The following is a 23,651-nucleotide window of genomic DNA, read 5'->3' on the forward strand; positions in this document are numbered from 1 at the left end:
CTTATCAGAGGTCCACGACCAGTCGGCTGCACGTGGCGCGGGATACGCAGGGCATGAATTTGCGCTTGCTCAGCTTGTCTTCTTCGCTGAGCCAGTCGTCGCGATGGTCCAGTTCGCCATCGAGTTCCAGCACGTCGGTTTCGCAGTAGCCGCAGGCACCGCCGCGGCACAGGTAGGGCACCTTGTAGCCGGCCTGTTCGGCCGCCTCGAGCAGCGATTGCTCGGCCGGTACTTCGAGGGTCACGCCCTGGCGCGCCAGGGTGACGCTGAACGGCTGGCCGCTGGAGCCTTGTTCGACGAAGCGCTCGTAATGGATGTGGCTGTCGGTCCAGCCCAGGGCATGGGCGCTGTCGAGGGTGTCGTCGATCATGCTGTCCGGACCGCAGACATACACGTGGCTACCCAGTGGGCGACCGGCGAGGATGTCGCGGATATCCATGCGCGCGTCCTGGCCCTGCACGTACAGGTGCACCCGCTCGCCGAAACGCGCTTGCAGTTCCAGGCCCAGCGCGGTGTGCTCCGGACCGCGCACGGCCAGGTGCAGCTCGAAGGTGGACTGCTTGAGTTGCAGTTCCTCGAGTTGCGAGTACACCGGCGTGATGCCGACACCGCCGGCGATGAACAGATGCTGGCGGGCATGCTTGGCCAGTGGGAACAGGTTGGCCGGCTGCAGGATATGAAGGTTATCGCCTTCACGGACCCGGTCGTGCAGGTGACGCGAGCCACCACGGCCTTCGTCGACCCGCCGTACTGCGATCTGGTAGGCGCTGGAGTCGTAGGGCGAACTCATCAACGAATAGGCGTTGCGGTAGGTTTTGTCGCCCTCTTCGAGGACCACCACCACATGGCTACCGCCGGAAAACGCCGGCAGGTGTTTGCCTTGCGGATCGACCAGGGTGAAGCGCTTGATCTCGGGCGTGAGCGCCTCGATCCGCGCCACGCGTACGCTGAGGGTGCCGTTATGGGTATTCATGTGTCCAGCTCCTCGGCTGCAGGCAGTTCGCCCGGGACTTCGCCATCGGCCTTGATGCCCTGGAAGGCGGCCAGGCGGCGGGAATAGTGGTCGCGTACCACGAGGTTGAGCTGGCAACCGGGGCAGGTGAACACGCGCTGGGTGACGTTTTCGGTGTAGGTGTCGCAATGCGCGCACCAGACCCGGCGGACCAAGGTGCCGCTGTGCTCGCGCAGTACTTCGTCGCGGTTCAGGTCGACGGCGTTGGCGGCCTGCATGGCGGTGCCGATGAAGCTCTCCGAACCGCTCAGGTACAGGCGTGTGCCCATGTGCGCGGCGCCCAGGCGTTGGCGCAGGGCGTCGATCAAGGCCTGGTTGCTGGCGAATACTTCAAGCCCGGCTGCTGGCGCCGCTTGCAAGGCCTGCAGATGGTCATGCCCTGAAAAGGATTCGGTGGAGTAGAGCAGGGTGCTGTGGTCGCGTTGGCTGGGCGACATGTCCGCGATCAGGCGCAGCATGGCCGCGCCGCCGCTGCCCTGGCCTGCGATCAGGTGGCGCAGGCCGCCTGCCATGGGCTGCAGCCGGTCGTAGACCGGGCGGCTTTTGATGCCGGTAATTAACATGGTGACACCTCCGTACCCCCGTGTGTGCCGGAAGGTAACGTTGTCGGCTGGATTGAGGCTCATGCAGGGGATGAAGCAGAACCCATGCCATATTGCCTATGGTTTTATATGTTTTATTGCGAGCCGCCATTTTCGGCGTTTCCGGGCGCTTGGCAGCGACTGCTGCGGGTAATGGCCGCCTCGGCGGAGTGCGCGGTGCGAACGCTCGGCACCGCGCGTGTGCATCAGTGCTTGAACATCACGTGGCGCACGCAGGTGTAGTCTTCCAGGCCGTACATCGACATATCCTTGCCGTAGCCCGATTGCTTCATGCCGCCATGGGGCATCTCGCTGATCAGCATGAAGTGCGTGTTGACCCAGGTGCAGCCGTATTGCAGGCGGGCAGCCATGCGGTTGGCGCGGCCGACGTCGCGGGTCCACACCGACGAGGCGAGGCCGTAGTCGGAGTCGTTGGCGTAGGCCAGGGCCTGGGCTTCGTCACTGAACGGGGTGATGCTGATCACCGGGCCAAAGACTTCGCGCTGGACGATCTCGTCGTCCTGGCGGGCATCGGCCAGTACCGTCGGCTCGAAGAAGAACCCGGGGCGGTCGGCGCGCTTGCCGCCGGTGACCACACGGATGTGCGGCTGGGCCTTGGCGCGTTCGACGAAGCCCTCGACGCGTTCGAGGTGGTCGCGGGTGATCAGTGGGCCGAGCTCGGTCTGCGGGTCGTCCTGCAGGCCCATGCGCAGGCTGGCGACGGCTTGCCCGAGCTTGCTGACGAAGGTGTCGTAGACGCCTTGTTGCACATACAGGCGGCAGGCGGCGGTGCAGTCCTGGCCTGCGTTGTAGAAACCGAAGGCGCGGATACCTTCGACAGCGGCATCGATGTCGGCATCGTCGAAGATCACCACCGGGGCCTTGCCGCCCAGCTCCATATGGGTGCGCTTCACGCTGCTGGCGGTACCGGCGATGATCCGTGCGCCGGTCGCCACGGAGCCGGTGAGCGAGACCATGCGTACCTTGGGGTGGGTGACCAGGGGCTCGCCCACGCTTGGGCCGCGTCCGAAGAGAATGTTCACCACGCCAGCGGGGAACAGCTCGGCGATGATGCGCGCCAGCTCCAGTGCCGTGAGCGGGGTTTGCTCGGAAGGCTTGAGCACCACGCAGTTGCCGGCAGCCAGGGCCGGGGCGAGCTTCCAGGCGAGCATCATCAGCGGGTAATTCCACGGCGCGATGGAAGCCACCACGCCCAGTGGGTCACGGCGGATCATCGAGGTGTGGCCAGGCAGGTATTCACCACCGGCCGAGCCTTGCAGGCAGCGGCTGGCGCCGGCGAAGAAACGGAACACGTCGGCGATGGCGGGGATCTCGTCGTTCAGCGCGGCCTGATAGGGTTTGCCACAGTTCTGCGATTCCAGGCGGGCGAACGTGGCCGCTTCGGCTTCGATACGGTCGGCCAGCTTGAGCAGCAGTTGCGCACGGTCCTTGACCGGGGTTTGCGACCAGCTGTCGAACGCTTGGTCTGCGCCCTGCACGGCGGCTTCGACCTGGTCGCTGGCCGCTTCGGCGATGTCCACCAGCGCCTCGCCGGTCGATGGGTTGTACACGGTGTACGGGCTGCCTTGCCCATCGACCAACTGGCCGTTGATCAGGAGTTTCGTTTGCATGGCGTGATCCTTGGTCAGTCTTGTTCTTGAAGTCTCGGTCCACTTGCAAAGCGCCAGCAGCCGGTGCTGATCGCTTTAAACATTTGAAACCATATCTTATAATTTTATTTTTGCCAATATCCCTGAAATCCCGCTTGGGAGGGGTAGAAAGGCCCGCAAGCCGGTATCGAACGATTGCGCGTTCGCTATAAGATGCGGGATTGGATTTTTTAGCCGCGACATGCGCCACGCCTGCAATGCTCGATAGGGAGAGGCAATGACTGCCCTGAATAGTGCTCGTAACACCGCCTTCATCCGGTTGCGCCAGGAAGGGCGGACCGATGAAGTGGCGCGCAGGTTGGTAGAGGCGATAGAGCTCGGCCTGTTCGCCGAGGGGCAGCAATTGCCGAGCGAGTCGGAGTTGGCTTTGCAACTGGGCGTCGCCACCGTGACCCTGCGCGAGGCGCTGGTGGTGCTGCGTCAGCGTGGAATGATCGAAACGCGCCGTGGACGTAATGGCGGCAGCTTCGTCTGCGCGCCGGTGGAGTTGCCCGAAGCGCTGCTGCTGCAACGCCTGCGCGACATGAGCGGCCCGGACCTGCGTGACCTGGGCGATGAGCAGGCAGCCATCTCTGGCACGGCGGCGCGGCTGGCTGCCAAGCGCAGCTCCCCCGAACAGCAGGCGCGGATCGCCCAGCACATCGACACGCTCAACCAGGCAGGCTCGCGCCTGGCACGCCACCGTGCCGATGCGCGCTTTCACATCGAGGTCGCGGCGGCGGCGCAGTCGCTGCGCCTGACTCACGCCGAGATGCGCCTGCAGTCGGAGGTCGGTGAGCTGCTGTGGATGGAAGCTGCCGGGGGCGCCGAGGTCAGCGTGGTCGAGCAGGAACATCGGGCGATCCTCCAGGCCCTGGTCGCCGGCGATGCAGTGCTGGCCGGTGCGCTCGCCGAAGCCCACGTCAGCCGCGGCATCAAGCGCTTGATCAGCCTGCGCCTGGAGCTGCTGGCCGACGGCCAGGACTGACACACCAGAACAACAACGCCATACCTGCGTGAGGTAATGCCATGTTTGCCCTGAGCGATAACGATCCGCTGTCCGTCTGTGCCCAGCAGCTGGACGGCACTCTGGGGACCATCTTCAGCCAAGTCCGCCAGTTGGTGGACGAGACCCGCGCGCTCTGGGAGCGCGTCCTGGCCGAGGGGCGCCAGCCCGCCGCGAAGGATCTGGCGACCTTGCGCCCGGCCATCGACCAGCAGCTGCTCAGCACCGGCGCGTTCGGTTGCGGTGGCGGGGTGATCGTCGAACCTCATTGCCTGGCTGACCGCGAGATGCACCTGGAATGGTGGTACCTGGCCGATGCGGGCAAGACCCTGCCGCTGCGCCCGAACTTCGATCGTCGCCGGGAAAACTACTACGCCTACACCGAGATGCCCTGGTACAGCCGCCCGCGCGATACCGGCAAGAGTGTGGTCGAGGGCCCCTATGTCGATCTCTATGGCACCAACCTGTATGTGCTGACCTTCACCATGCCGATCATGGTGCAGGGGCGGTTCATCGGCGTGGCGGGCCTCGACCTGTCGCTGCACAACGTCGAGCGCCTGCTGGTGCGCAGCCTGATGCGCCTGGAGCACGAAGCCGTGCTGCTGTCGGCCGATGGCCGGGTGATCGCCTCGAACAGTGCCAACTGGATGGTCGGCGATCTTGCTTCGGCGTTGCTCAGCACGTTGCCACGCGATGGATTGCGCCTGGCCTTGGCCGAGTCGGAAGCTGGCTGGTCGTTGGTGCGTTTACCTGGGTTGCGCAAAACTTCGGAAAATAGGCTTTAGTAGGGATTGCGTTGATTGCGCTCGTTTGTTTATCCCTACCCGAAGAGAGGATGGTCCCTGTGAGAAAACTAATGGCTTTTCTGTTCACTGGTTTTGTTGCCTGCTCGGCGATGGCTGCGGATGATGACATGAGCCAATGTGATCTGAACCTGCAAAAGCTGCGTGACCTTAAAGCGTCAATCGCGGTTGTACCGGAGCCATTGCGCTCGGAGGTCAAAGCCTTGCGTATGGACGCTGAAGATGCCAAGCAAGAGGGCGATGCCAAGAAGTGCCTCAGCGATACCCTGCAAGCGTTGCAAAAACTAAGAACTGCCGGTAAGAGCTAACTTCCTCAGCGGGGCCAGTCAACGCGCCTGCAGCGCTGGCCCCATTGGATTTCTCCCACTGCATCAATCCCGTTTGGCAACTTCTTTTCCCCCTCCATATCCCATCCCGCACGCCCTCAGTCGTACAAATTCCACAATAATTCCGTGCACGGTCCTCAAGAAATTTCATTGGACAATGCATTACACTTGCGAATGAGCTAGAAATACCTAGTAACATCTGCTGTTGATTCAAACGTCAGCCTCCTTTTCCTCCTAAATTCCCATACAAAAAACGAGCGTTAATACTTGCATGCATGATTCAAGACAGCGCTACCTCGGCCCTTCAGGGTTGCAGGCCTGCACGTTCACCTTCGCGCTGCTCAGCGGCTTGGCAGTGGTCGGCCAAGCCTCGGCAACGGATGCCTTCGATAGTCAATCGCCCTACATGTTCGGTAATTGGGGCGGTACGCGTGACGACCTGGCGCAACGTGGTATCGAGTTCAACGCAAGCTACGTGGGTGAGGTCGGGGCCAACCTCGGCGGCGGCTACAACAACAGCCGCGCCACTCGCTACAGCGACCAGTTCGCCTTCGGCGCCAAGTTCGACCTGCAGAAGTTGCTGGGTTGGGACGATGCTGCCTTCCAGCTGACGGTCACCGATCGCAACGGCGACAACATTTCCAACGACCGCGTGGGTGATCCACGAGTCGGTACCTTGAGTTCCTCCCAGGAAGTCTGGGGGCGCGGGTCGCACTGGCGCCTGACCCAGATGTTCTACCAGCAGAAGTTCCTCGACCAGCGCTTGGACATCAAGGTCGGTCGGTTCGGTGAGGGCGAGGATTTCAACACCTACGACTGCGATTTCCAGAACCTGGCGTTCTGCGGCTCGCAGGTCGGTAACTGGGGTGGCATCTGGTACAACTGGCCGGTCAGCCAATGGGCTGCACGGGTCAAGTACGCGATCACCCCCGAGCTCTACGCACAGATCGGTGCGTACGAGCAGAACCCTTCCAATACCGAGTCAGGCAATGGCTTCAAGCTCAGCGGCAGTGGCACCGAGGGTGCGGTGCTGCCGGTCGAGCTGGTCTGGCAGCCCCGCCTGAACGGCCTGCCGGGCGAGTACCGCGCCGGTTACTACTACAGCACCGCCGATGCCAAGGACGTGCTCAAGGACAGCAACGGCCAGCCTGCCGCCATCACCGGCAACGACTACCGTAGCGCTTCGAGCAAGCACGGCTTCTGGTTCGGCGTGAAGCAACAGGTGACCCAGGTGGGCGGCGACCCCTCACGCGGCCTGAGCCTGTTCACCATGGCCACCGTGCACGACAAGAAGACCAACCTGGTCGATCACTACCTGTCTGCAGGAGCCGTCTACAAGGGCCTGTTCGACGCACGTCCACTGGACGATATCGGCTTCGCCGTCTCGTTGATCCACGTGAATCCGGCGTATCGCAAGAATGCCAAAGCATCGAACCTGTTTAACGGCGTCTACGATTATGACGACCCGTCCTACACGCCGGTGCAAGACACGGAGTACAACGCCGAGCTGAACTACGGGGTTCATGTCACCAACTGGCTGACCGTTCGACCGAACCTGCAGTACGTCCGTCACCCCGGTGGCGTGACCCAAGTGGACGATGCCTGGGTCGGTGGCTTGAAGATCCAAGCGTCTTTCTGACGTGATGCGCCCCGGCCTGGTCCGGACTTTTTGACCAACTCTAAATGGAGTTTTTTCTATGAGCACTCAGGGTGCTTCGAACCGTAGCCGACTGCTACCGAGCCTGCTCGGTATCGTTCTGCTACTCATGGGCCTTGCCCTGGTGGCAGGCGGTATCAAGCTCGCCACCGTCGGTGGCTCGCTGTATTACCTCATCGCCGGCGTGGGCATTGCCCTGACCGGTATCCTGCTGCTGCTCGGCAAGCCTGCCGCGCTGTGGCTGTATGCCTTGGTGCTGTTCGCCAGCACCGTCTGGTCGCTGGTCGAAGTCGGCCTGGACTGGTGGCGCCTGGTGCCACGCCTGGCCCTGTGGTTCGTGCTCGGCATCGTGATGCTGCTGCCCTGGTTCCGCCGTCCGCTGCACAACAGCGAAGCGGCCGGCAAGGGCACTGGCGCGCTGGGCTTTGCCGTCGTGGTCGCGGGCCTCGCGGCCCTGGCCAGCCAGTTCGTCGAGCACCGCGAGATCAACGGTACCCTCGAGCGCACCAGCACCGACGTCACCCACAATGCCCCGGCCCAACCCGATGGCGACTGGCAGCACTACGGGCGCACCCCGTTCGGCGACAAATACTCGCCGCTCAAGGAAATCACCCCGGACAACGTGCACAAGCTGGTACCGGCCTGGACGTTCCGCACCGGTGACATCCCGACCGAGAACGACCCAGGCGAGACCACCGCGGAGAACACCCCGCTCAAGGTCAACGGCATGCTCTACGTGTGCACCCCGCACAGCCAGGTGATTGCCCTGGACCCGGACACCGGCAAGGAAATCTGGCGCTTCGATCCGAAGCTGTCGACGCAGAACGCCGACAACTTCAAAGGTTGGGCGCACATGACCTGCCGTGGCGTGGCTTACCATGACCAGGCCGCCTACGCCGAGTCCTCTGCCGAGCAGAGCCCAAGCACTGCCGCTGACGCCAACGCCTGCCCGCGCCGGTTGTTCCTGCCAACCGCCGACACCCGCCTGATCGCGCTCAACGCCGACACCGGCAAGGTCTGCGAAGGCTTCGGCAACAAAGGCCAGATCGACCTCACCACCAACATCGGCACCTTCGCCGCCGGTGGTTACTATTCCACCTCGCCACCTGCCGTGACCAGGGACCTGGTCATCATCGGCGGCCACGTCACCGACAACGTCTCCACCGACGAACCGTCGGGCGTGGTGCGTGCCTATGACGTGCACGACGGTCACCTGGTGTGGAACTGGGATCCGGGCAAGCCGGACGCCACCGAGCCGATCGCTGCCGACGAGTTCTACACCCGTAACTCGCCGAACATGTGGTCGGTGGCCTCGGTCGACGAACAACTGGGCATGGTCTACCTGCCCATGGGCAACCAGATGCCTGACCAGTGGGGCGGCAACCGTACCCCAGAGTCGGAAAAGTACAGCGCCGGCGTGACCGCGCTGGACCTGGCCACCGGCAAGGTGCGCTGGACCCACCAGTTCACTCACCATGACCTGTGGGACATGGACGTCGGTGGCCAGCCGACGCTGATGGACCTGAAGACCGCCGATGGCGTCAAGCCTGCGCTGCTGGCCTCGACCAAGCAGGGCAGCATCTACGTGCTCGACCGCCGTAACGGCGAGGCCATCGTGCCGATCGAGGAGCGTCCGGTGCCGCAGGGCGCCGTGGAAGGCGACCACACCGCACCGACCCAGGCCTTCTCGGACCTGAACTTCTCGCCGACCACATTGAAAGAAAGCGACATGTGGGGCGTGAGCCCGTTCGACCAGATGCTCTGCCGCATCCAGTTCAAGTCGCTGCGCTACGAGGGCATGTTCACGCCGCCGTCTCTGCAGGGTTCGCTGGTGTTCCCAGGCAACTTCGGTGTGTTCGACTGGGGCGGCATTTCGGTCGACCCGGTGCGCCAGGTGCTGTTCGCCAACCCGGACTACATGGCGTTCGTCTCGCAGCTGGTACCGAGCGAGGACGTGGCCGGCGGCCCGGCTCGCAAGTCCGAGACCGAAGGCGTGCAGCCTAACAAGGGCGCACCGTATGGCGTGATCATGTCGCCATTCCTGTCGCCGATCGGCCTGCCTTGCCAGGCACCGGCCTGGGGCTACGTGGCGGCGGTCGACCTGACCACCCACAAGGTTATCTGGCAGCACAAGAACGGCACCGTGCGCGACAACTCGCCGTTGCCGCTGGCCCTGCCGATGGGCGTACCGAGCCTGGGCGGGAGCTTCATGACCGCCAGTGGCCTGGCGTTCCTGTCGGGCACCCTGGACCAGTACCTGCGTGCCTATGACGTGCGCGACGGCAAGGTGCTGTGGGAAGGCCGCCTGCCGGCTGGCGCGCAGACCACGCCGATGACCTACCAGGGCAAGGACGGCAAGCAGTACGTGCTGGTCATGGCCGGTGGTCATGGTTCGCTGGGCACCAAGCAGGGCGACTATGTGATCGCCTACAAGCTCGCCGACTGACGTCACCGCTGTAGTGAAAATGCCGCTTTCGAGCGGCATTTTCATATCTGCCGGTTGATCCCGACCTGACATTTTTGCCAGTAGGCACCGATGCCTGCGCCCTTTAGGGTGCCGGTAAACGTTGCCTTGGGCCGAAAGGAAATGGCAGGTATGGGCAAGCGGGCATTGGGTCTGCTGGCATTGGTGGTGATCCTGATGAGCAATGCTGGTGAAGCCGCGTCGGCGATACGTATAGAGCGGTTGGCGATTTGCGGACCCTGGACCCCGGGGCCGCCGCGGAGCTGGTGCGTCCAGGTCAGCGGCATGTCCGGCGCGATGCCGGTGGTGCTGCTCGACGGCCACCCATTGCCGGCCCGCAATGTCACGCGCAACGGGCAGACGCTGCGCCTCTACCTGCCGAGGCAAGACGTGGACAGTGGGCCGCTGTGGTTGCGCGATGGCTCGCGTACCAGCAACCCGGTCTGGCTCAGTATGCGCCCGAGTCATGTGCTATCGGCCAGTCCCGAGCGACAAGTGTTTATCGCCGATCAGCTGGTCACCTCGGTGGACCTGCTGGGTGTCTTGCTGCGCGACGAGGTGAAGGGCGTGCCCGAGGCGCGCCGTATCGCCAAGGCCCACGGGTTGCAGATCGTGGGCGCCATCGCACCGCTCAACCTGTACCAGATGCGCCTGCCCAGCACCACGCTTCTCGAACGCAATGCGATGGTGCAGGCGCTGGGCCGAGAACCTGATGTGGAGACGGTGCTGGTGGAAGACGACAACCGCCCGGACGGACAGAGCCCGCGCAAGGCCACCACCCCGCCAGACCAGCAGGGTTGGATGGCCAATCGTTTCGACCAGGGTGTCGATCTGTACGTGCGCCAGACCGCATGGGAGCCTCGGCGCCCTGGCAACGTGAGCGTCGGTGTGATCGAAAAGGGCGTGAACTTCGAGTCGCCGGACTTCGCCGAGCTCGCCGCCCCCTGCGGGCAGGCCGGGGTGTGCCTGCATGCACGGCACAGTCAGCCTGAAAACGCCCATGGCTCCATCGTCACCGGCATGCTGGTCGCGCGAATCGTCGAGGGCGGCAACAGGGGCTTGTTGAGCCGTATCGGATCGCTGGGCGAAGGCTTCAAGGTGATCGTCGATATTGGCGGTGAAACCGGGGTGGTGGGCCGCGTGGCGGCATCGGTCAACCTGGTCCAGGATCAGGTGCGCGTGCTCAACTGGAGCTGGGGCGTGCACCGCATGGGCAGACTTGATATGGCGGGTGAGCCGGTAACGGCCAATGTCCGCTCCGACCTTGCCTTCGATGGCTATGAGCGATTGCTCGTGCGGTTTTTCGCCTGGTTGAAGCGTGAGTATCCCCAGGTACTGGTGGTCAATTCCGCGGGTAACACTGCCTCCAGCACCGACGATCACCTACCGGCATCGTTGCCATCCGAACAACTTCTGGTGGTGGGCGCACATCAGCGCAGTGGCCGCGATGTCGCTGTTGAGGACGCGCGGTTCGTGGTACGACGCGGCAATTCCAACCTCGGTCCTCGGGTCGACATCACTGCCGCCGCCTGCCCCCGCCCGCCGCTGACCGCGGCGCCTGAGGTGGGACGCGGTGGTGGCTGCGGCACGTCCTATTCCGCTGCGCTGGTCAGCGCAGCGGTTGCGGCGGTAGTGTCCATCAACCCCGACCTGCAGCCCGCGCAGATCAAGCTTTGCTACGGCGCAGCGCCTTGCCCGTGGCCGCCGGGCCGGGCCTGGAGTTGACCGCCCCATTGCGTGCCGACGAGCGCGCCCGCAGCGACGACCCGGCAATCGGCCAGTCGGCCCGCCTGGACCTGCTGGAGGCGCTGCGCCTGGCCATTCTCAGTCGCGAACCTGGCGTACACTGATGTCACATACCTGTCACAGGGGATTGCTAGCGTGCGGGACCCCTCAAGCGGCACAGGTGAGCGACACGGTGCAACCCGGCACGACCCGCAAGCAGTTCATTCTGCGTTCCGACAACATGCGCAGCGATGACTTCGGCGCGCTGTTCACGCAGATGTTCGGCAACCTGTATGGCGACATGCCGCGCTTGGCCGATGGCATATCCATCGGCGGCGTCTATGGCCGTTTCGAGGGCATGAGCGTACGGCGCATGCACTACCGAGGCGACTTCACCATTGCCTTGCCGACGCCCCAGGACGAGATCACCTTCGTGCTGCCTAGCGCCGGGCGCATCGTCTTCGATCATCGTGGCGAGGCAGTAGGTGGCAGCCAGGTCGGCCTTGCGGTCGACAAGCTGGATATCCGCTCGGTGCGCATTGGCGATGGACATGCCCAATGCGGGATGTCGATTCGCCGCGGCTTGTTCGTCGAGCGCCTGTCGGCCTTGTTGGAGCGCCCGCTGGCCGCACCGATTCGTTTCGCCCCGGTGGTAGACCTCAAGGCGTCGGCGTTCCAGGGTATTCGTGCCTTGCTCGAAATGGCCACGGGCGTCGAGTTCGATCAACTGATCAACAGCGGGCTGCTGATGCCCGTGCGACTGCAGGAAATGCTGGTCGACGCGGTATTGGAAACCTGGCCACACAACTACAGCGACGCGTTGCACAGCCCGCAACCCTCGATTGCTCCGCGCCATGTGAAACTGGCCATGGCCTACATTCGCGAACATCCCGCCAGCCTGGTCAGCGGCAGCGAGCTGGCCAGCCTGGCCAATGTCAGCCTGCGTGCCCTGCAGGATGGCTTCAAGCGCTTCACCGGCACGTCGATCGTTGCCTACCAGCGCCAGGTGCGCCTGGAGCTGGCCCATCGTGCGTTGCAGCGCGGGGAGGGCGGTTCGGTTGCGCAGGTCGCCTTGGGCCTGGGCTTCAGCAACGCCGGGCGTTTCGCCCAGTACTTCCAGCAAGCCTATGGCGTCAGCCCGGCGGATGTGCGGCGGGGCGGCCTGCGCTAGATCGACCCCGCCCAGTACATCAGAACGCGTAGCTGGCCTTGAGGCTGCCACTCACACCGTGGCTGTCGCCACCGCCCAGGGCCGCGACCTCGGCGCCGACGCTCAGGGCGCCGAGGTTGGCCATCAGGTTGACCCCAGCGCTGAACGGGTCGCGATTGTCGAACGCGGCGCGCTGTTCGATATCCAGTCCCAGCAGGTGGCCTTCGCTGTCGACCTGGTGATCGCCCAGGACGTGCTCGTAACCGACCTCAACGCCAGGGACAAGCTGCCAGGCGCCCAGCGCGTAGGGCGCGAACGATGCCTTGAGGTTAGCCACGGCGGCGCGGCGGGTGGTTTTGAGGTCGTCAACCTGCAGGGCCAGTTCGCTGCCTTTTTCATCGAAGCCCGCCAGGTCCACATGGCTCACCCGCACGCCCAGGCTCGGTTCCAGCACCAAGGCGCCAGTGGGCAGCCGATAGCCTAGGGCCAGGCTGCCACCGACCAGGTTGCCGTGGCTGTCGCCCTTGGCCGTGCCCAGCCCGCCGCCGATGTCGCGCTTGCTACTGTAGTCGAGCCAGCCGCCGCTGGCCTTGGCCTCGACGAACACCCCCCGTTCCAGGCTGCCGGGGGCGAAGCGTGCGCCCAGGCTGAGGAAGGTCAGGTCCGTGTCCACCTCGCCGCCGGCGCCGCCGACATTGCCGTTGCTGTAGCCCAAGCCTGCGTAGCCGCTGAGCTGCTCGCTGAAGCGTCGGGTGAGGCCCACCATCAGGCCTTGGCTGTGCTCGTTGCTGCTCGAGGCCTGGGCCGAGCCGTCGGTGCCCAGGTAGCCGGCCAGGGCTGTGCTCCACAGGCGCGACTGGCCGGCCTTGAGGTCGACACCATCGGTAAAGGGTGCGGCGGCGCGGTCGATCATCGCGTCCTGGCGCAGCAGGTAGCTGGCGGCATCGGCATGGACCTGGCCGCCGACGCGTGCATCGACCCCGCCCAGGGTGCCAGCGTCGATCGCCGATTGCAGGTAGTAGTTGTAGGCGGTGTAGTCGCCCGACAGCGAGGTGTCCTGCAACTGGTTGAGCAAGCGTGCACCGGCTGCAGCGTTGCCCAGCAATCCCGCCTGGCCGGGCAGCACGGCATAGCGGACCATCTTGCCGCGCAGCACATAGAGGGTTTCCTGGGTCAGCCCCAGGCCCTGCTTGAGGTAGTTGTCCATGCTGCCGTACTCGGCAGCGACCTCGTCCAGCCCGGCTTGCAGGTAGCTGGCCTCGACGCCCAGCAGCGGCGCGTAGACCTCGGCCATGCTCGCCGGCATGGCGGCGAGGGTGGCGGCCACCCGGGCCGCGGTGTAGTCGTTGGTCGCCAGGTAGTTCTCCATGATCGTCGCATCATCGACGCCGGCGATGCTCAGCAGCACCGCAGCGGTCCAGCCGGTGCGGTCCTTGCCCGCGGTGCAGTGGAACAACGCTGCGCCATCGGCGGCGGCCAGGTCGTTGAACAGCGTGGTGAACTGGCCACGGATGGTCGCATCGCTGACGAAGCTGCGGTTGGCGTCTTCCATCATCGCCCGCGCTTCGGCCGCTGTGGTCAGCGAGATGCTGGTGATGTTCGCCCCCGAACTGGTGCTGCCGAGGATATCGATATGGGTGTAGCTGGCACCTTCGGGCAGGGTGTCCGGCGTGCTGGCGATTTCGCTTGCAGTACGCAGGTCGTAGACATCGCTGATGCCCAGGCCGTTGAGCACGGTGAGGTCGGAGGCGGTCGGGGTCAGTGCGTTGGCGCGGTAGAACACCCCAGCGCGCATCACGCCGTCATGGCTTGTGGTATACGCCTCGGTGGTGCCGGCGATATCGCGGAAGTTGTCCATGCCAGCCAGGCGCGGAGTGTCGAGCGCGTCGGCGGCGTTGGCGGTGGCAATGGCGAGGGTGAGCAGGGGCAGGGAGCAGAGCGCACGTTGCAGCACGGGTCAGATCTCATTGTGATTGGATTGAGCGGCTACTGTCCGTGGCTGGGATGAAACTGAATGTTACAAAGCGGCGCAGGGCGTCGAAGAGTGCGCGTTGTGTCCGAGCCCTGCGTTTTTTGTCCTCCTGAGAGGGGCGGCTATGTCCCGCTAGTGATTGAAGTAATTGACGACATTGGCAAAGGCATCGCCGAAGTACAGCTCGTAGCTTTCTTTCTCGACATACCCCAGATGCGGTGTGCACAACACTGATGGATGACGCAGCAGAGGATGGTCGGGGTCGAGGATCGGCTCGTGCTCGAACACGTCCAGGGCTGCAGCGCCTGGGCGGCCTTTGTCCAGCGCTTCGAGCAAGGCACCCGGCGCGATCAGTTCGGCGCGGCTGGTGTTGACCAGCAGGGCGCTCGGCTTCATCGCCGCCAGGTCTTGGGCGGTGACAAGGTGCCGTGTGCTCTCGGCAAGACGCAGGTGCAGGCTCAGCACGTCGGCCTCGGCGAAGAAGGCCCGCCGCGAAGGCGCCGCGTTGTGTCCATCGGCAATGGCCGCCTGGCGTGAGCCTTCGCTGCCCCACACCAGCACGTTCATCTCGAAGGCCTGGGCGTAACGGGCCAAGCGCTGGCCGATCTTGCCATAGCCCCAGATGCCCAGCGTCTGCCCGGCCAGGCGGCTACCCAGGTTGACTTGCCACTTGCCGGCATACAGGCCCTGGATGGCAGGCACCAGCTGGCGCCGGGCATTGAGGATCAGCGCCCAGGTCAGCTCTGCGGGGGCTATCGGCGAGCCTCGGCCTTCCAGTACGGTGATCCCGCGCTGGCTGCAGGCTGCCAGGTCGATGTGCCCCGAGACCTTGCCGGTCTGGCTGATCACCTTGAGTTTCGGCAGCCTCGCCAGCAGCGCTGCGTCGATCGCCGTGCGTTCGCGGGTCAGGACGATGGCGTCGGCATCGGCGAAGCGTTGCGCCAGCACGTCGGGGTCTGCGACTGCGTCGTGATAGACGCTGACCTGGTGGCCTTCGAGCAAGGCAAAGCAGTCCAGGCTGCGGATGACGTTTTGGTAGTCATCGGGGATGACGATGTGCATGAATGCCTCCCAGGCGGTTCTGCGCAGCCGCGAGGCGCATGCCAGGCTGCAGGGTTCGCCTAACATGCCTTGCCTGGCCGATCAGATCAACGCCGTGGCTCACTGCCGGGCCACAGCTCGGCGGGGATGCACACCTGGCCGTCGAACAACAGGCGCGCCGTGCGCACCAGGCCACAACCGCTGATCACGCCCGCTTGCCGGCGGATCTCGACACTGAACTCGCCGCTTGGGTGTTCTATCGACAAGCGTTGCAGGCTGGCGCTGGTGGTGCCAGCCAGCGGCTGGGCGACCGAACCCTCGACCAGGCAGGCGCTGGCGACGCTCACGGCGCCGAACACGCCGATGGAGGCATGGCAGCGATGGGGGATGAACGAGCGGGTGTTGACGGTGCCGCCGTTGCGCGCTGGCGACAACAGGCACATCTTCGGCACGTTGCACTGGCTGACATCACCCAGGTTCATGCGTGGGCCGGCTTGCAAACGGATGGACTCCAGGCGCGCTTTCAGCGCGGTGTCGGCGTCCAGCACCTCGCATGGCTCGTAGCCGGTCACACCCAGATCTTCGGCGCGCACCAGTACCACGGGCATGCCATTGTCGATGCAGGTCACCTCGACTTCATCGATGCGTTCACGGCTGTTGCCCGTGGGCAGCAGCGCACCACAACTGGCGCCTGCGACGTCGGCGAAAGTCACCACCAGCGCTGCGGCCTGTCCCGGCACGCCGTCGATGCGGGTGTCGCCGGCATACTCGACCTGGCCGCCTGTGGTCGGTACCTGGGCCACCGCGAGCTGGCCGGTGTTCTGCATGAAGATCCGCACCGGCGTGGTCGATCCGCTGGCGGCCACCAGACCCCGCTCGATGGCGAACGGGCCAACGCCGGCCAGGATGTTGCCGCAGTTCTGCCCGTAGTCCACCCGGGCCTCGTTCACCACGACCTGGGCGAACAGGTAATCGACATCGGCGTCGTCGCGTTGCGAGGCACGGATAATGGCCACTTTGCTGGTAAGGGAGTCGGCGCCGCCGATGCCGTCGATCTGCCGGCTGTCTGGCGAGCCCATGACCGCCAGCAACACCTGGTCACGCAGCGGGCCGGGCGCGGGCAGGTGGTCATGGAGGAAATACGCGCCTTTGGACGTGCCGCCGCGTATCAACAGGCAAGGTATGCGGGTCTGGCCCATGGTCAGTCTTCCAGATCGCAGAGGTTGTCGACGTAGCGCAGGCCCTTGGCGGCCAGGCGCGGGCGCATCTCGTAGATGTCCAGGCCAAGCTCGCCGGCCGCCAGGCGCAGGCGCTTGCGTTCTTCGAGCTCGGCGCGCTGGGTGGCTGCTTCGCGTACTGACTGGGCCTCGGCATGGCGTACCACGACCACGCCGTCATCGTCGGCGACCACGATGTCACCGGCATTGACCAGTTGCCCGGCACACAGCAGTGGCAGATTCACCGAACCCAGCACTTCCTTCACCGTGCCCTGGGCGTTGATGGCGCGGGACCACACGGCAAAGCCCATGTCGCGCAGCGTCTGGCTGTCGCGGATGCCCGCATCGATGACCAGGCCACGCACGCCGCGGGCCTGCAGCGATGTCGCCAGCAGGTCGCCGAAATAGCCATCGCTGCACGGCGAGCTGGGCGCGACGACCAGCACGTCACCGGGGCGACACTGCTCCACGGCGACATGGAACATCCAGTTGTCGCCGGGGGCGACCAGAACGGTGACGGCGCTTCCGGCCACTGCCACGCCTTGTTGAATAGGCCGCACAGCAGTGTTCAGCAGCCCCTTGCGACCTTGCGCCTCATGCACCGTAGCCACGCCGAGGCGGCCCAGCGCATCGACTACCTGTGCATCGGCACGGGGGATATTACGTACCACGAAACCGGTCTTGCCGATCAGTGCGCTCATGCCAGCGTCTCCGTCACGCGTGGGAACACGCTCTGCAAGCCTTCGGCGTAGACGATATTGCGGGCGCTGGTGATGCCGACGTTGCGCTTGGCCTGCACGCCGCGTTGCAGGGCGACGCGGGTGTAGTACTCCCAGAGGTGTTCCTGGCCGGCCATGCACTGGATGGCAGCGTATTTCTTGTCCCACACCGAGGTGATGTCGAGGAAGGTGTCTGGGCGCCATTCGCACTGTTCGGGCTGGTGCGGCTCGAAGGCATAGACCGGCGGTGCACCGACGATCTGCTCGCCTGGCCTGTAGCCTTCGGCCTGGGCGATGATGCGCGCTTCCTGGGCTAGGTGCATGGCCAGCGGGTGGTCGTAGTTGTAGGGGTCCTTGAGCGAATGGCTCAGGACGAATTGCGGTTGTACCCGGCGATAGACATCGGCCAGGCGGAACAGGGTGTCCTTGTCGGCGCGCATGGGGTAGTCGCCGATGTCGAAGAATTCGACGCTGGCGCCGAGGATCTCAGCGGCCGCCAGGGCTTCCTCGCGGCGCGCGTCCTTGACCTTGGCTTCGGTCATTTCGCCCTTGCGCCACAGCTTGGCCGACTCGCCACGTTCACCGAACGACAGGCACACCACGTGCACGGCATAGCCACGCTCGGCGTGCAGGGCGATGGCGCCACCGGCGCGCCAGACGAAATCGGCGGAATGGGCGCTGACCACCAGGGCGGATTCTTGTGGGGTATTCATTGTTCGTAGGCTCCTGCGGGGGGTAGAGGCAGGATGTCATCGGGGCGGATGCGGGACTAATGCGTTCCAGCTTTGCGGGTATGCTTTTTATTTATTGCCAAGTGCAGGTAGTGGCGGCATAGTCCCGCCAATGAAGAGCCGAGCGCCGCGGAGGCCCTATGAGCGAGCTGGAACTCCCCAACCTGATGCAGGTTCGCGCGTTCGTCCGGGTGGCCGAGGCGGGCAGTGTGTCGCGCGCCTCCGAGCTGCTGTTTCGCGCCCAGTCGGTGGTCACCCGAGCCATCGCCGAGCTGGAGACGCGACTGGCCGCACCGCTGTTCGAGCGTCATGCCAACGGCATGCGCATGACCGACTACGGCGAATGCATATTGCCGCGTGCCCGGCGCGTACTGGCCGAGCTCGATGGCGTGCCACGGCTGCTCGGCAGCGGCCAGGCCGAGCCTATCTACCTGTTCCAGGCGCGGCGCCTGGAGGTGTTCGTCAAGCTCTGCGAAACCCGTCACATGCAAACCGTGGCGCGCCATTTCGGTCTCAGCCAGCCGGCAGTCAGCGCAGCGCTCAAGGTCCTCGAGGGGGGCTGCGGGCAAGCATTGTTCGAGCGCACGCCACGGGGTCTGCAGCCCACCAGGGCAAGCCAGGAAATCCTCTTTCCGGTGCGTCGGGCGCTCAACGAGCTGCGCCACATCGACAGTGACCTCAGCGCCATGCAGGGCACCCTGCGTGGCGTGGTGCATGTCGGTGCATTGCCGCTGGGGCGCTCGCGGATCCTGCCGGAGGCCATTGTACGCTTCACGGCGCAGCACCCGCAGGTGCGCGTCATCACCAACGAAAGCCCATTCGACCTGCTGGCGACCGAGCTACGCGTGGGCGACGTCGATTTCGTGCTGGGGGCCTTGCGCCCGAGCGACTACGCCAGCGACCTGGCGAGCGAGCCGCTTATCACCGAGGAGATGGTATTGCTGGCCCGGCCCGGCCACCCATTGCTGAAAGCGGGCACGACCTTGTCCGAGGTGCGTGACGCGCGTTGGGTGTTGCCTCGGGCGGGTTCGCCGGCACGTGTACAGCTCGACAGCTGTTTTGCCGCGGCCGGGCTGGGTGCGCCTTGGGTAGAGATGAACAGTGCGGTGGTGGAGAGCGGCGACCTGGCGGTGATCCGTGGGCTGCTGTTGCGCTCGGACATGCTCGCAGCGGTGTCCGCGCATCAGTTGGCCCACGAGATCGCCAGCGGTGAGCTGCAACGCCTGCCGCTGGCGCTGCCCGGCACGGCGCGCGCGATTGGCCTGATGCAGCGCGCCGGTTGCCTGCAATCACCAGCTGCCGCTGCGCTGATGGCCATTATCCGCCAGGTGATCGCCGAGCAGGTTGGGTAGGGCGGTTTACAGCAGGCTCAACGGGTAGCTGACGATCAGCCGGTTCTCGTCGAAGCTGTTGGTGCTGCCCCAGTCGCGGCGCTGGCTGGAATTACGCCATTTGACGTTGAGGGCTTTCAACGGCCCGGACTGGATCACATACGCCAGTTCGCTTTCGCGGCCCCATTCGGTGCCATCGTCGGTGCTGGCGTTGTGCACGTTGTCGCCGTGGATATAGCGGTTCATCAGGGTCAGGCCGGGCACGCCGAGCACCGCGAAGTTGAAGTCGTGGCGCACCTGCCAGGAGCGCTCCTTGGCACTTTCGTAGCTGGAGCCGAAGGCGTCGTTGGCCAACGTTCCGCCGCTGGCGCCATTGACCCGGAACCATTCATCGTCACCCATGACCTTTTGCAGGCCGACGTAGAAGGTATTGCCACCGATCTTCGCCGAGAACAGGCCCGAGGCGGTGCGGTTGTCCAGTTCGCCGGCCTTGGCGCTGCCATCGTCCTTGCCCCAGAAATAGCCGAGGTTGGCGCCAAGCACCCAGTCGCCCACGGGCTGTTGATGCTGTATCTGGAAATAGCGCTGCTGGTAGATATCCTCGAGCTGGGCGTACCAGGCACCGAGCATGGTGCGGTCCTGGTTGAAGCGGTATTCGCCACCGGCGAAGTTGAAGCGGTCGGAGGTGAACGCGGTGCGCGTGAACAGGCTCATGTCCTGCATGCTGGCGTCGTTGCGCGGGCTGTTCTGGCGGAACTGACCGCCATACAGGGTGACGCCGGCCAGCTCGTTGGAGGTGACCTGCGCGCCCTGGAAGGTCTGCGGCAGCGAGCGCCCGTCGTCCGAACGCAGAATCGGCAGGGCGGGCGACCATTCGCCGACCTTGAGTTCGGTTTTGGAGACGCGAACCTTGCCTGCGACCGCCATGCGTCCGAAGTCGTCCGCCGGCCGCCCGTCGTCGTGGACCGGCAGCAACTGCGTGCCAGCGGTGCCCTTGCCGCCGTCGAGCTTGATGCTGTACAGCCCCAGCACGTCGACGCCGAAACCGACCACGCCGGGGGTGAACCCGGACTTGAAATCGAGGATGAAGCTTTGCGTCCATTCCTCGGCCTTGCCTTGGCTGGCGGTGCCTGTGTAGTCACGGTTCATGTAGAAGTTGCGCAGGGTCAGGTTGCCCTTGGCGTCTTCGAGGAAGCCTTCGGCCGAGGCCGCGAGCGGCAGGCTGGCGGCCAGGGCGAACGTGGGAACGAGCGGGTACAGGGTGCGGCATTTCATTGTTGTTGTTCTCCAGTGATAGGCAAAGCGCTGCCTGCCAGCGGCGCTGGACGCTGGGCAGGTTGAAACGGGGAGCTGGGCGGCGGCGCACGTGGGGCGCCATCACGCGGTCAGGCGGGAGGCAGGGTGTATCGGGGCATGGCGCGGATTCCGTTGTTGGACGTTATTGTGGAATTCGTTGCTGCTGGGGCTCCGGGGCCAGGGGAGGCCCCGGAGGTCAGTGCTGTCAGTTGGCGGCCTTGCCGGCCACCGAGTAACGCACCTGCTGGTTCCGGGTCTTCATGAAGTCGTCGATGCTTTGGCCGCGCATGGCGGCGTAGATGTCCAGGTTGGACACGCCCAGCACGGCGCCGAGTTTTTCCAGGACGAAGAAGATCACCCCGTAGTGGATCAGCCCGCGCCAATCGCGACGGCGCAGCAAGTCGCTTTCCTCCTCGCTCAGGCCCGCCTCGCGGTACAGCGCCTCGGGTTCGGCCAGGAAGCGCTGGCGCCATTGCGGCTCGATCAGGCGATGCAGGAACTTGTTAAGGCGGTAGCCTTTGGCACTGCGTTCCAGGGTGTAGGGGTAGGTGCCTTCGAGCTGCTCCACGCCTGCCAACTGGTGCTGCATGTGCTGGCGATGACGCTCGTTGACCGGCGCTGGCAGCGCCTGGTCGCGGTTTTCCAGGAGCAGGGTGGCGATGCCGGTCATCGAGGGCAGGTAGTAGCTCTGGTGCTTGCGCTCGACGTTGCCCGACAGGGCACCACGCATGATCAGCCAGGTGATCACCTCGGCGCCTTCCATGCCGCCCAGCGTTGCGTACTCGGCCAAGGTCATCTCGGTGAGGCGCTGTGGGTCGTTGACCAGCAGCTCGATGAACTGGGCGTCCCATTGCGGGTTGTTGAAGCCGCATCGTTCGCCATGCACCTGGTGCGACACACCACCGGTTGCGACGATGGCTACCTTGAGGTCCTCCGGGTAGCTCTCGATGGCGCGGCGCAGGGCCTGGCCGAGCTTGTAGCAGCGCCGTGCGGTGGGGATCGGCAGCTGCAGCACGCCCACTTGCAGCGGCACGATCTGCACCGGCCAACCTTCGTCGCATGGCAACAGCGCCGACATCGGCGAGAAGAAGCCATGGTCCAGCGGCTTGTCGCGGAAGAAACTCATGTCGAATTCATCGGCCATCAGGCTCTGGCCAATGTGCCGCGACAGTGCCGCATGCCCACCCACAGGTGGCAGGTCACGTGGGTTGCCGCCTTCGTCGGCCACGCCGTACTGCTCGTCGACGCCCAGGGTGAAGGCGCTGTAGTGGTCGAAGAAGAACGAGGTGACGTGGTCGTTGAAGATGTAGAACAGCACGTCCGGCTGGCGCGCCTGCAGCCAGGCGCGGATCGGCTCGAAGCTCTCGAAGATCGGCGCCCAGGCGGCTTCCTGTTGTTTGTCGTGGTCGACGGCGAAGCCGATGGTCGGGGTGTGGGAAACGGCCAGGCCACCAATGATGCGAGCCATGCGAATGTCCTCTATTACAGGTTACTGCGCGGTCACTGCCGTGTTCGCGCGGCGCCGGGCGTGGCCGTTGGCCAGGATCGCCAGGGCGGCGGCGAATGCCGGCAGGCCGAGGAGGGTGAACAGCAGCGGCAGGCCCAGCCCGAGGCTGAGCACGGCGCCACCGATGAGGGAACCGAAGATTGCGCCGAAGCGGCCGATGCCGAGCATCCAGCTTACACCCGTGGCACGGAACTCGGTCGGGTAGTAGCCCGGCGCGAAGGCGTTGAGGCCGGTCTGCGCGCCGCTCATGCAGAACCCCGCGGCAGTCACGCCCAGCACCAGCAGGCTCGACTCCAGGCTCAGGGCGCCCAGCGAGACGATGCACAGGCCGCCGAGGGCATAGGCGATGGCGATCACCCGGTTGGGGTTGCGCCGATCCATGATCCAGCCGACCACGATCGCACCTACCGTGCCGCCGATCTGGAACAGGCCGGTAATGGTGGCGGCGCGTTCGATCGACAGCCCGCCGTCGCGCAGCAGGGTCGGCAGCCAGCCCATGGTCAGGTAGATCACCAGCAGGCCCATGAAATAGGTCAGCCACAGGGCCAGGGTGCCGAAGCGGTAGCGTTCGCTGAACAGCTGGCGGGCCGGGGCCTTGTGCTGCACGGTGGGTTCGCTGACGGTGAAGCGGGTCCCTTCGGCGAAGCGCCCGCCCAGCTTGGCCAGGGCGGCGGCAATCTGTTTGGCCGGCGCCTGGCGGGCGGCGAGAAAGCGCGCCGATTCAGGCAGAAGCCACAGCAGCAGGGGCAGCAGCGCGAGCGGCAGCAGGCCGCCGGCCAGCAGCACCGATTGCCAGCCATGCTGGGGGATCAGCCAGGCAGCCAGGAAACCCCCCAGGCCCGAGCCCATGTTGAAGCCGGTGAACATGATGGTGATCAGTAGCGAGCGGCTGCGCTCGGGCAGGTACTCGGCCAGCAGGGTGGTGCTGTTGGGCATGGCAGCGCCCAGGGCGATACCGGTCAGCAAGCGCAGTGCGGCCAGTTCATAGGGGCTGCGGGCGAAGGCGCAGGCCAGGCTCAGCACGCTGAAGCCGGTGACCGCGATCAGCAGCACCTTCTTGCGCCCCAGGCGGTCGGCGTAGGGGCCGGCGGTCAGGGCGCCGATGGCAAGGCCGATCATGCCGGCGCTCATCACAGGCCCGAAGGCTGCACGTGACAGCCCCCAGTCCTGCATCAACGAAGGGGCGATGAAGCCCATGACCGCGACGTCGAAACCGTCGAACAGCACGATCAGGAAACACAGCGACAGGATCAACCACTGGTAGGCGGAAATGGGGCGGTTGTCGATCCAGTCTTTGACGTCGATGGCAGTATCGACATTGGGCTTGAGCATGGGTGGTCACCTTTTGTTCTTGTATTGGTGCGAATTCCGCCGCAAAGCACTCCAAAGCCTTCGAATTGCTTGATAATCAGCAGGAATCACCGCGCCGGAGTTCGGCGTTAGGGTGACTCTAAGCCTTGGGCC

At 64.9% G+C, this 23,651-nt stretch carries 20 protein-coding genes; 9 read left to right on the forward strand and 11 right to left on the reverse strand.

Annotation, left to right across the window (positions count from 1 at the left end; translation table 11 throughout):
• Nucleotides 1-4: 4 nt before the first annotated feature.
• The 3 genes from E6B08_RS11475 to E6B08_RS11485 form a co-directional block, all read right to left on the reverse strand.
• A complete protein-coding gene (locus tag E6B08_RS11475) occupies nucleotides 5-973 on the reverse strand; it encodes a PDR/VanB family oxidoreductase (protein ID WP_136914099.1) in 969 nt (322 codons plus the stop codon).
• A complete protein-coding gene (locus E6B08_RS11480; protein ID WP_136914100.1) occupies nucleotides 970-1,575 on the reverse strand; it encodes a dimethylamine monooxygenase subunit DmmA family protein in 606 nt (201 codons plus the stop codon). Before E6B08_RS11480 ends, E6B08_RS11475 begins: the two co-directional genes overlap by 4 nt.
• A gap of 224 nt (nucleotides 1,576-1,799) precedes the next feature.
• On the reverse strand, nucleotides 1,800-3,224 hold the full coding sequence (locus E6B08_RS11485; RefSeq protein WP_136914101.1) for a gamma-aminobutyraldehyde dehydrogenase: 1,425 nt from the start codon (nucleotides 3,222-3,224) through the stop codon (nucleotides 1,800-1,802).
• Between the two features lie 256 nt (nucleotides 3,225-3,480).
• On the opposite strand from E6B08_RS11485, the gene E6B08_RS11490 reads away from it, so the two are divergent.
• The 8 genes from E6B08_RS11490 to E6B08_RS11520 all read left to right on the forward strand — a co-directional run bounded on the left by E6B08_RS11490 (nucleotide 3,481) and on the right by E6B08_RS11520 (nucleotide 12,394).
• On the forward strand, nucleotides 3,481-4,230 hold the full coding sequence (locus E6B08_RS11490) for a FadR/GntR family transcriptional regulator (RefSeq protein ID WP_136914102.1): 750 nt from the start codon (nucleotides 3,481-3,483) through the stop codon (nucleotides 4,228-4,230).
• 41 nt (nucleotides 4,231-4,271) lie between these two features.
• Complete coding sequence (locus E6B08_RS11495; RefSeq protein ID WP_136914103.1) at nucleotides 4,272-5,033, forward strand: cache domain-containing protein; 762 nt, start codon at nucleotides 4,272-4,274, stop codon at nucleotides 5,031-5,033.
• Nucleotides 5,034-5,104: 71 nt separating this feature from the next.
• Entirely contained in the window at nucleotides 5,105-5,359 is a 255-nt protein-coding gene (locus E6B08_RS11500; protein WP_136914104.1) for a hypothetical protein, read from the forward strand.
• A gap of 289 nt (nucleotides 5,360-5,648) precedes the next feature.
• Nucleotides 5,649-7,016, forward strand: a complete 1,368-nt coding sequence (locus E6B08_RS11505; protein ID WP_136914105.1) for a carbohydrate porin — start codon at nucleotides 5,649-5,651, stop codon at nucleotides 7,014-7,016.
• 58 nt (nucleotides 7,017-7,074) lie between these two features.
• On the forward strand, nucleotides 7,075-9,480 hold the full coding sequence (locus tag E6B08_RS11510; RefSeq protein ID WP_136914106.1) for a glucose/quinate/shikimate family membrane-bound PQQ-dependent dehydrogenase: 2,406 nt from the start codon (nucleotides 7,075-7,077) through the stop codon (nucleotides 9,478-9,480).
• Nucleotides 9,481-9,630: 150 nt separating this feature from the next.
• Nucleotides 9,631-11,223 (forward strand): S8 family serine peptidase, encoded by a 1,593-nt coding sequence (locus tag E6B08_RS11515; RefSeq protein WP_192938651.1) that lies wholly within the window; start codon nucleotides 9,631-9,633, stop codon nucleotides 11,221-11,223.
• The gene (locus E6B08_RS30825; RefSeq protein ID WP_192938652.1) at nucleotides 11,190-11,348 is read left to right on the forward strand and encodes a hypothetical protein; all 159 of its coding nucleotides are present in this window, start codon (nucleotides 11,190-11,192) and stop codon (nucleotides 11,346-11,348) included. Before E6B08_RS11515 ends, E6B08_RS30825 begins: the two co-directional genes overlap by 34 nt.
• 68 nt (nucleotides 11,349-11,416) lie before the next feature.
• Complete coding sequence (locus E6B08_RS11520) at nucleotides 11,417-12,394, forward strand: AraC family transcriptional regulator (protein WP_416194397.1); 978 nt, start codon at nucleotides 11,417-11,419, stop codon at nucleotides 12,392-12,394.
• A 19-nt stretch (nucleotides 12,395-12,413) separates the two neighbouring features.
• Here E6B08_RS11520 and E6B08_RS11525 read toward each other — a convergent pair whose 3' ends face one another.
• From E6B08_RS11525 to galB, 5 genes are all read right to left on the reverse strand, one after another.
• On the reverse strand, nucleotides 12,414-14,327 hold the full coding sequence (locus E6B08_RS11525) for a tyrosine-protein phosphatase (protein WP_136914109.1): 1,914 nt from the start codon (nucleotides 14,325-14,327) through the stop codon (nucleotides 12,414-12,416).
• 150 nt (nucleotides 14,328-14,477) lie between these two features.
• Nucleotides 14,478-15,407, reverse strand: a complete 930-nt coding sequence (locus E6B08_RS11530) for a D-2-hydroxyacid dehydrogenase family protein (protein WP_136914110.1) — start codon at nucleotides 15,405-15,407, stop codon at nucleotides 14,478-14,480.
• Between the two features lie 86 nt (nucleotides 15,408-15,493).
• Nucleotides 15,494-16,585 carry a 4-oxalomesaconate tautomerase gene (locus E6B08_RS11535; RefSeq protein WP_136914111.1) on the reverse strand — a complete coding sequence of 364 codons (1,092 nt, stop codon included), beginning with the start codon at nucleotides 16,583-16,585 and terminating at the stop codon, nucleotides 15,494-15,496.
• 2 nt (nucleotides 16,586-16,587) lie between these two features.
• Nucleotides 16,588-17,304, reverse strand: coding sequence for a 4-carboxy-4-hydroxy-2-oxoadipate aldolase/oxaloacetate decarboxylase (locus E6B08_RS11540; protein ID WP_136914112.1), 717 nt, complete (start codon nucleotides 17,302-17,304; stop codon nucleotides 16,588-16,590).
• Complete coding sequence (gene galB / locus E6B08_RS11545) at nucleotides 17,301-18,035, reverse strand: 4-oxalmesaconate hydratase (protein ID WP_136914113.1); 735 nt, start codon at nucleotides 18,033-18,035, stop codon at nucleotides 17,301-17,303. The genes E6B08_RS11540 and galB overlap by 4 nt, the downstream gene beginning before the upstream one ends.
• Nucleotides 18,036-18,193: 158 nt before the next feature.
• Here galB and E6B08_RS11550 point away from each other — a divergent pair, with 158 nt between their 5' ends.
• Nucleotides 18,194-19,405 carry a LysR family transcriptional regulator gene (locus E6B08_RS11550; protein ID WP_136914114.1) on the forward strand — a complete coding sequence of 404 codons (1,212 nt, stop codon included), beginning with the start codon at nucleotides 18,194-18,196 and terminating at the stop codon, nucleotides 19,403-19,405.
• A 6-nt stretch (nucleotides 19,406-19,411) separates the two neighbouring features.
• Here the strand turns inward: E6B08_RS11550 and E6B08_RS11555 are convergent, their stop codons facing one another.
• The 3 genes from E6B08_RS11555 to E6B08_RS11565 all read right to left on the reverse strand — a co-directional run bounded on the left by E6B08_RS11555 (nucleotide 19,412) and on the right by E6B08_RS11565 (nucleotide 23,519).
• Nucleotides 19,412-20,659: an OprD family porin gene (locus E6B08_RS11555; protein WP_136914115.1), complete on the reverse strand. Its 1,248-nt coding sequence runs from the start codon at nucleotides 20,657-20,659 to the stop codon at nucleotides 19,412-19,414.
• Nucleotides 20,660-20,885: 226 nt separating this feature from the next.
• Nucleotides 20,886-22,148, reverse strand: a complete 1,263-nt coding sequence (locus E6B08_RS11560) for a gallate dioxygenase (RefSeq protein WP_136914116.1) — start codon at nucleotides 22,146-22,148, stop codon at nucleotides 20,886-20,888.
• A 21-nt stretch (nucleotides 22,149-22,169) separates the two neighbouring features.
• On the reverse strand, nucleotides 22,170-23,519 hold the full coding sequence (locus E6B08_RS11565) for an MFS transporter (RefSeq protein ID WP_136914117.1): 1,350 nt from the start codon (nucleotides 23,517-23,519) through the stop codon (nucleotides 22,170-22,172).
• Nucleotides 23,520-23,651: the final 132 nt, after the last annotated feature.

This window comes from Pseudomonas putida, from assembly GCF_005080685.1.
Lineage (GTDB): Bacteria > Pseudomonadota > Gammaproteobacteria > Pseudomonadales > Pseudomonadaceae > Aquipseudomonas > Aquipseudomonas putida_V.

Coding starts and splice junctions, on each gene's coding strand:
- E6B08_RS11475 (WP_136914099.1), bottom strand. CDS start 973: ATGAATACCCATAACGGCACCCTCAGCGTACGCGTGGCGCGGATCGAG.
- E6B08_RS11480 (WP_136914100.1), bottom strand. CDS start 1,575: ATGTTAATTACCGGCATCAAAAGCCGCCCGGTCTACGACCGGCTGCAG.
- E6B08_RS11485 (WP_136914101.1), bottom strand. CDS start 3,224: ATGCAAACGAAACTCCTGATCAACGGCCAGTTGGTCGATGGGCAAGGC.
- E6B08_RS11490 (WP_136914102.1), top strand. CDS start 3,481: ATGACTGCCCTGAATAGTGCTCGTAACACCGCCTTCATCCGGTTGCGC.
- E6B08_RS11495 (WP_136914103.1), top strand. CDS start 4,272: ATGTTTGCCCTGAGCGATAACGATCCGCTGTCCGTCTGTGCCCAGCAG.
- E6B08_RS11500 (WP_136914104.1), top strand. CDS start 5,105: ATGGCTTTTCTGTTCACTGGTTTTGTTGCCTGCTCGGCGATGGCTGCG.
- E6B08_RS11505 (WP_136914105.1), top strand. CDS start 5,649: ATGCATGATTCAAGACAGCGCTACCTCGGCCCTTCAGGGTTGCAGGCC.
- E6B08_RS11510 (WP_136914106.1), top strand. CDS start 7,075: ATGAGCACTCAGGGTGCTTCGAACCGTAGCCGACTGCTACCGAGCCTG.
- E6B08_RS11515 (WP_192938651.1), top strand. CDS start 9,631: ATGGGCAAGCGGGCATTGGGTCTGCTGGCATTGGTGGTGATCCTGATG.
- E6B08_RS11530 (WP_136914110.1), bottom strand. CDS start 15,407: ATGCACATCGTCATCCCCGATGACTACCAAAACGTCATCCGCAGCCTG.
- E6B08_RS11535 (WP_136914111.1), bottom strand. CDS start 16,585: ATGGGCCAGACCCGCATACCTTGCCTGTTGATACGCGGCGGCACGTCC.
- E6B08_RS11540 (WP_136914112.1), bottom strand. CDS start 17,304: ATGAGCGCACTGATCGGCAAGACCGGTTTCGTGGTACGTAATATCCCC.
- galB (WP_136914113.1), bottom strand. CDS start 18,035: ATGAATACCCCACAAGAATCCGCCCTGGTGGTCAGCGCCCATTCCGCC.
- E6B08_RS11550 (WP_136914114.1), top strand. CDS start 18,194: ATGAGCGAGCTGGAACTCCCCAACCTGATGCAGGTTCGCGCGTTCGTC.
- E6B08_RS11555 (WP_136914115.1), bottom strand. CDS start 20,659: ATGAAATGCCGCACCCTGTACCCGCTCGTTCCCACGTTCGCCCTGGCC.
- E6B08_RS11560 (WP_136914116.1), bottom strand. CDS start 22,148: ATGGCTCGCATCATTGGTGGCCTGGCCGTTTCCCACACCCCGACCATC.
- E6B08_RS11565 (WP_136914117.1), bottom strand. CDS start 23,519: ATGCTCAAGCCCAATGTCGATACTGCCATCGACGTCAAAGACTGGATC.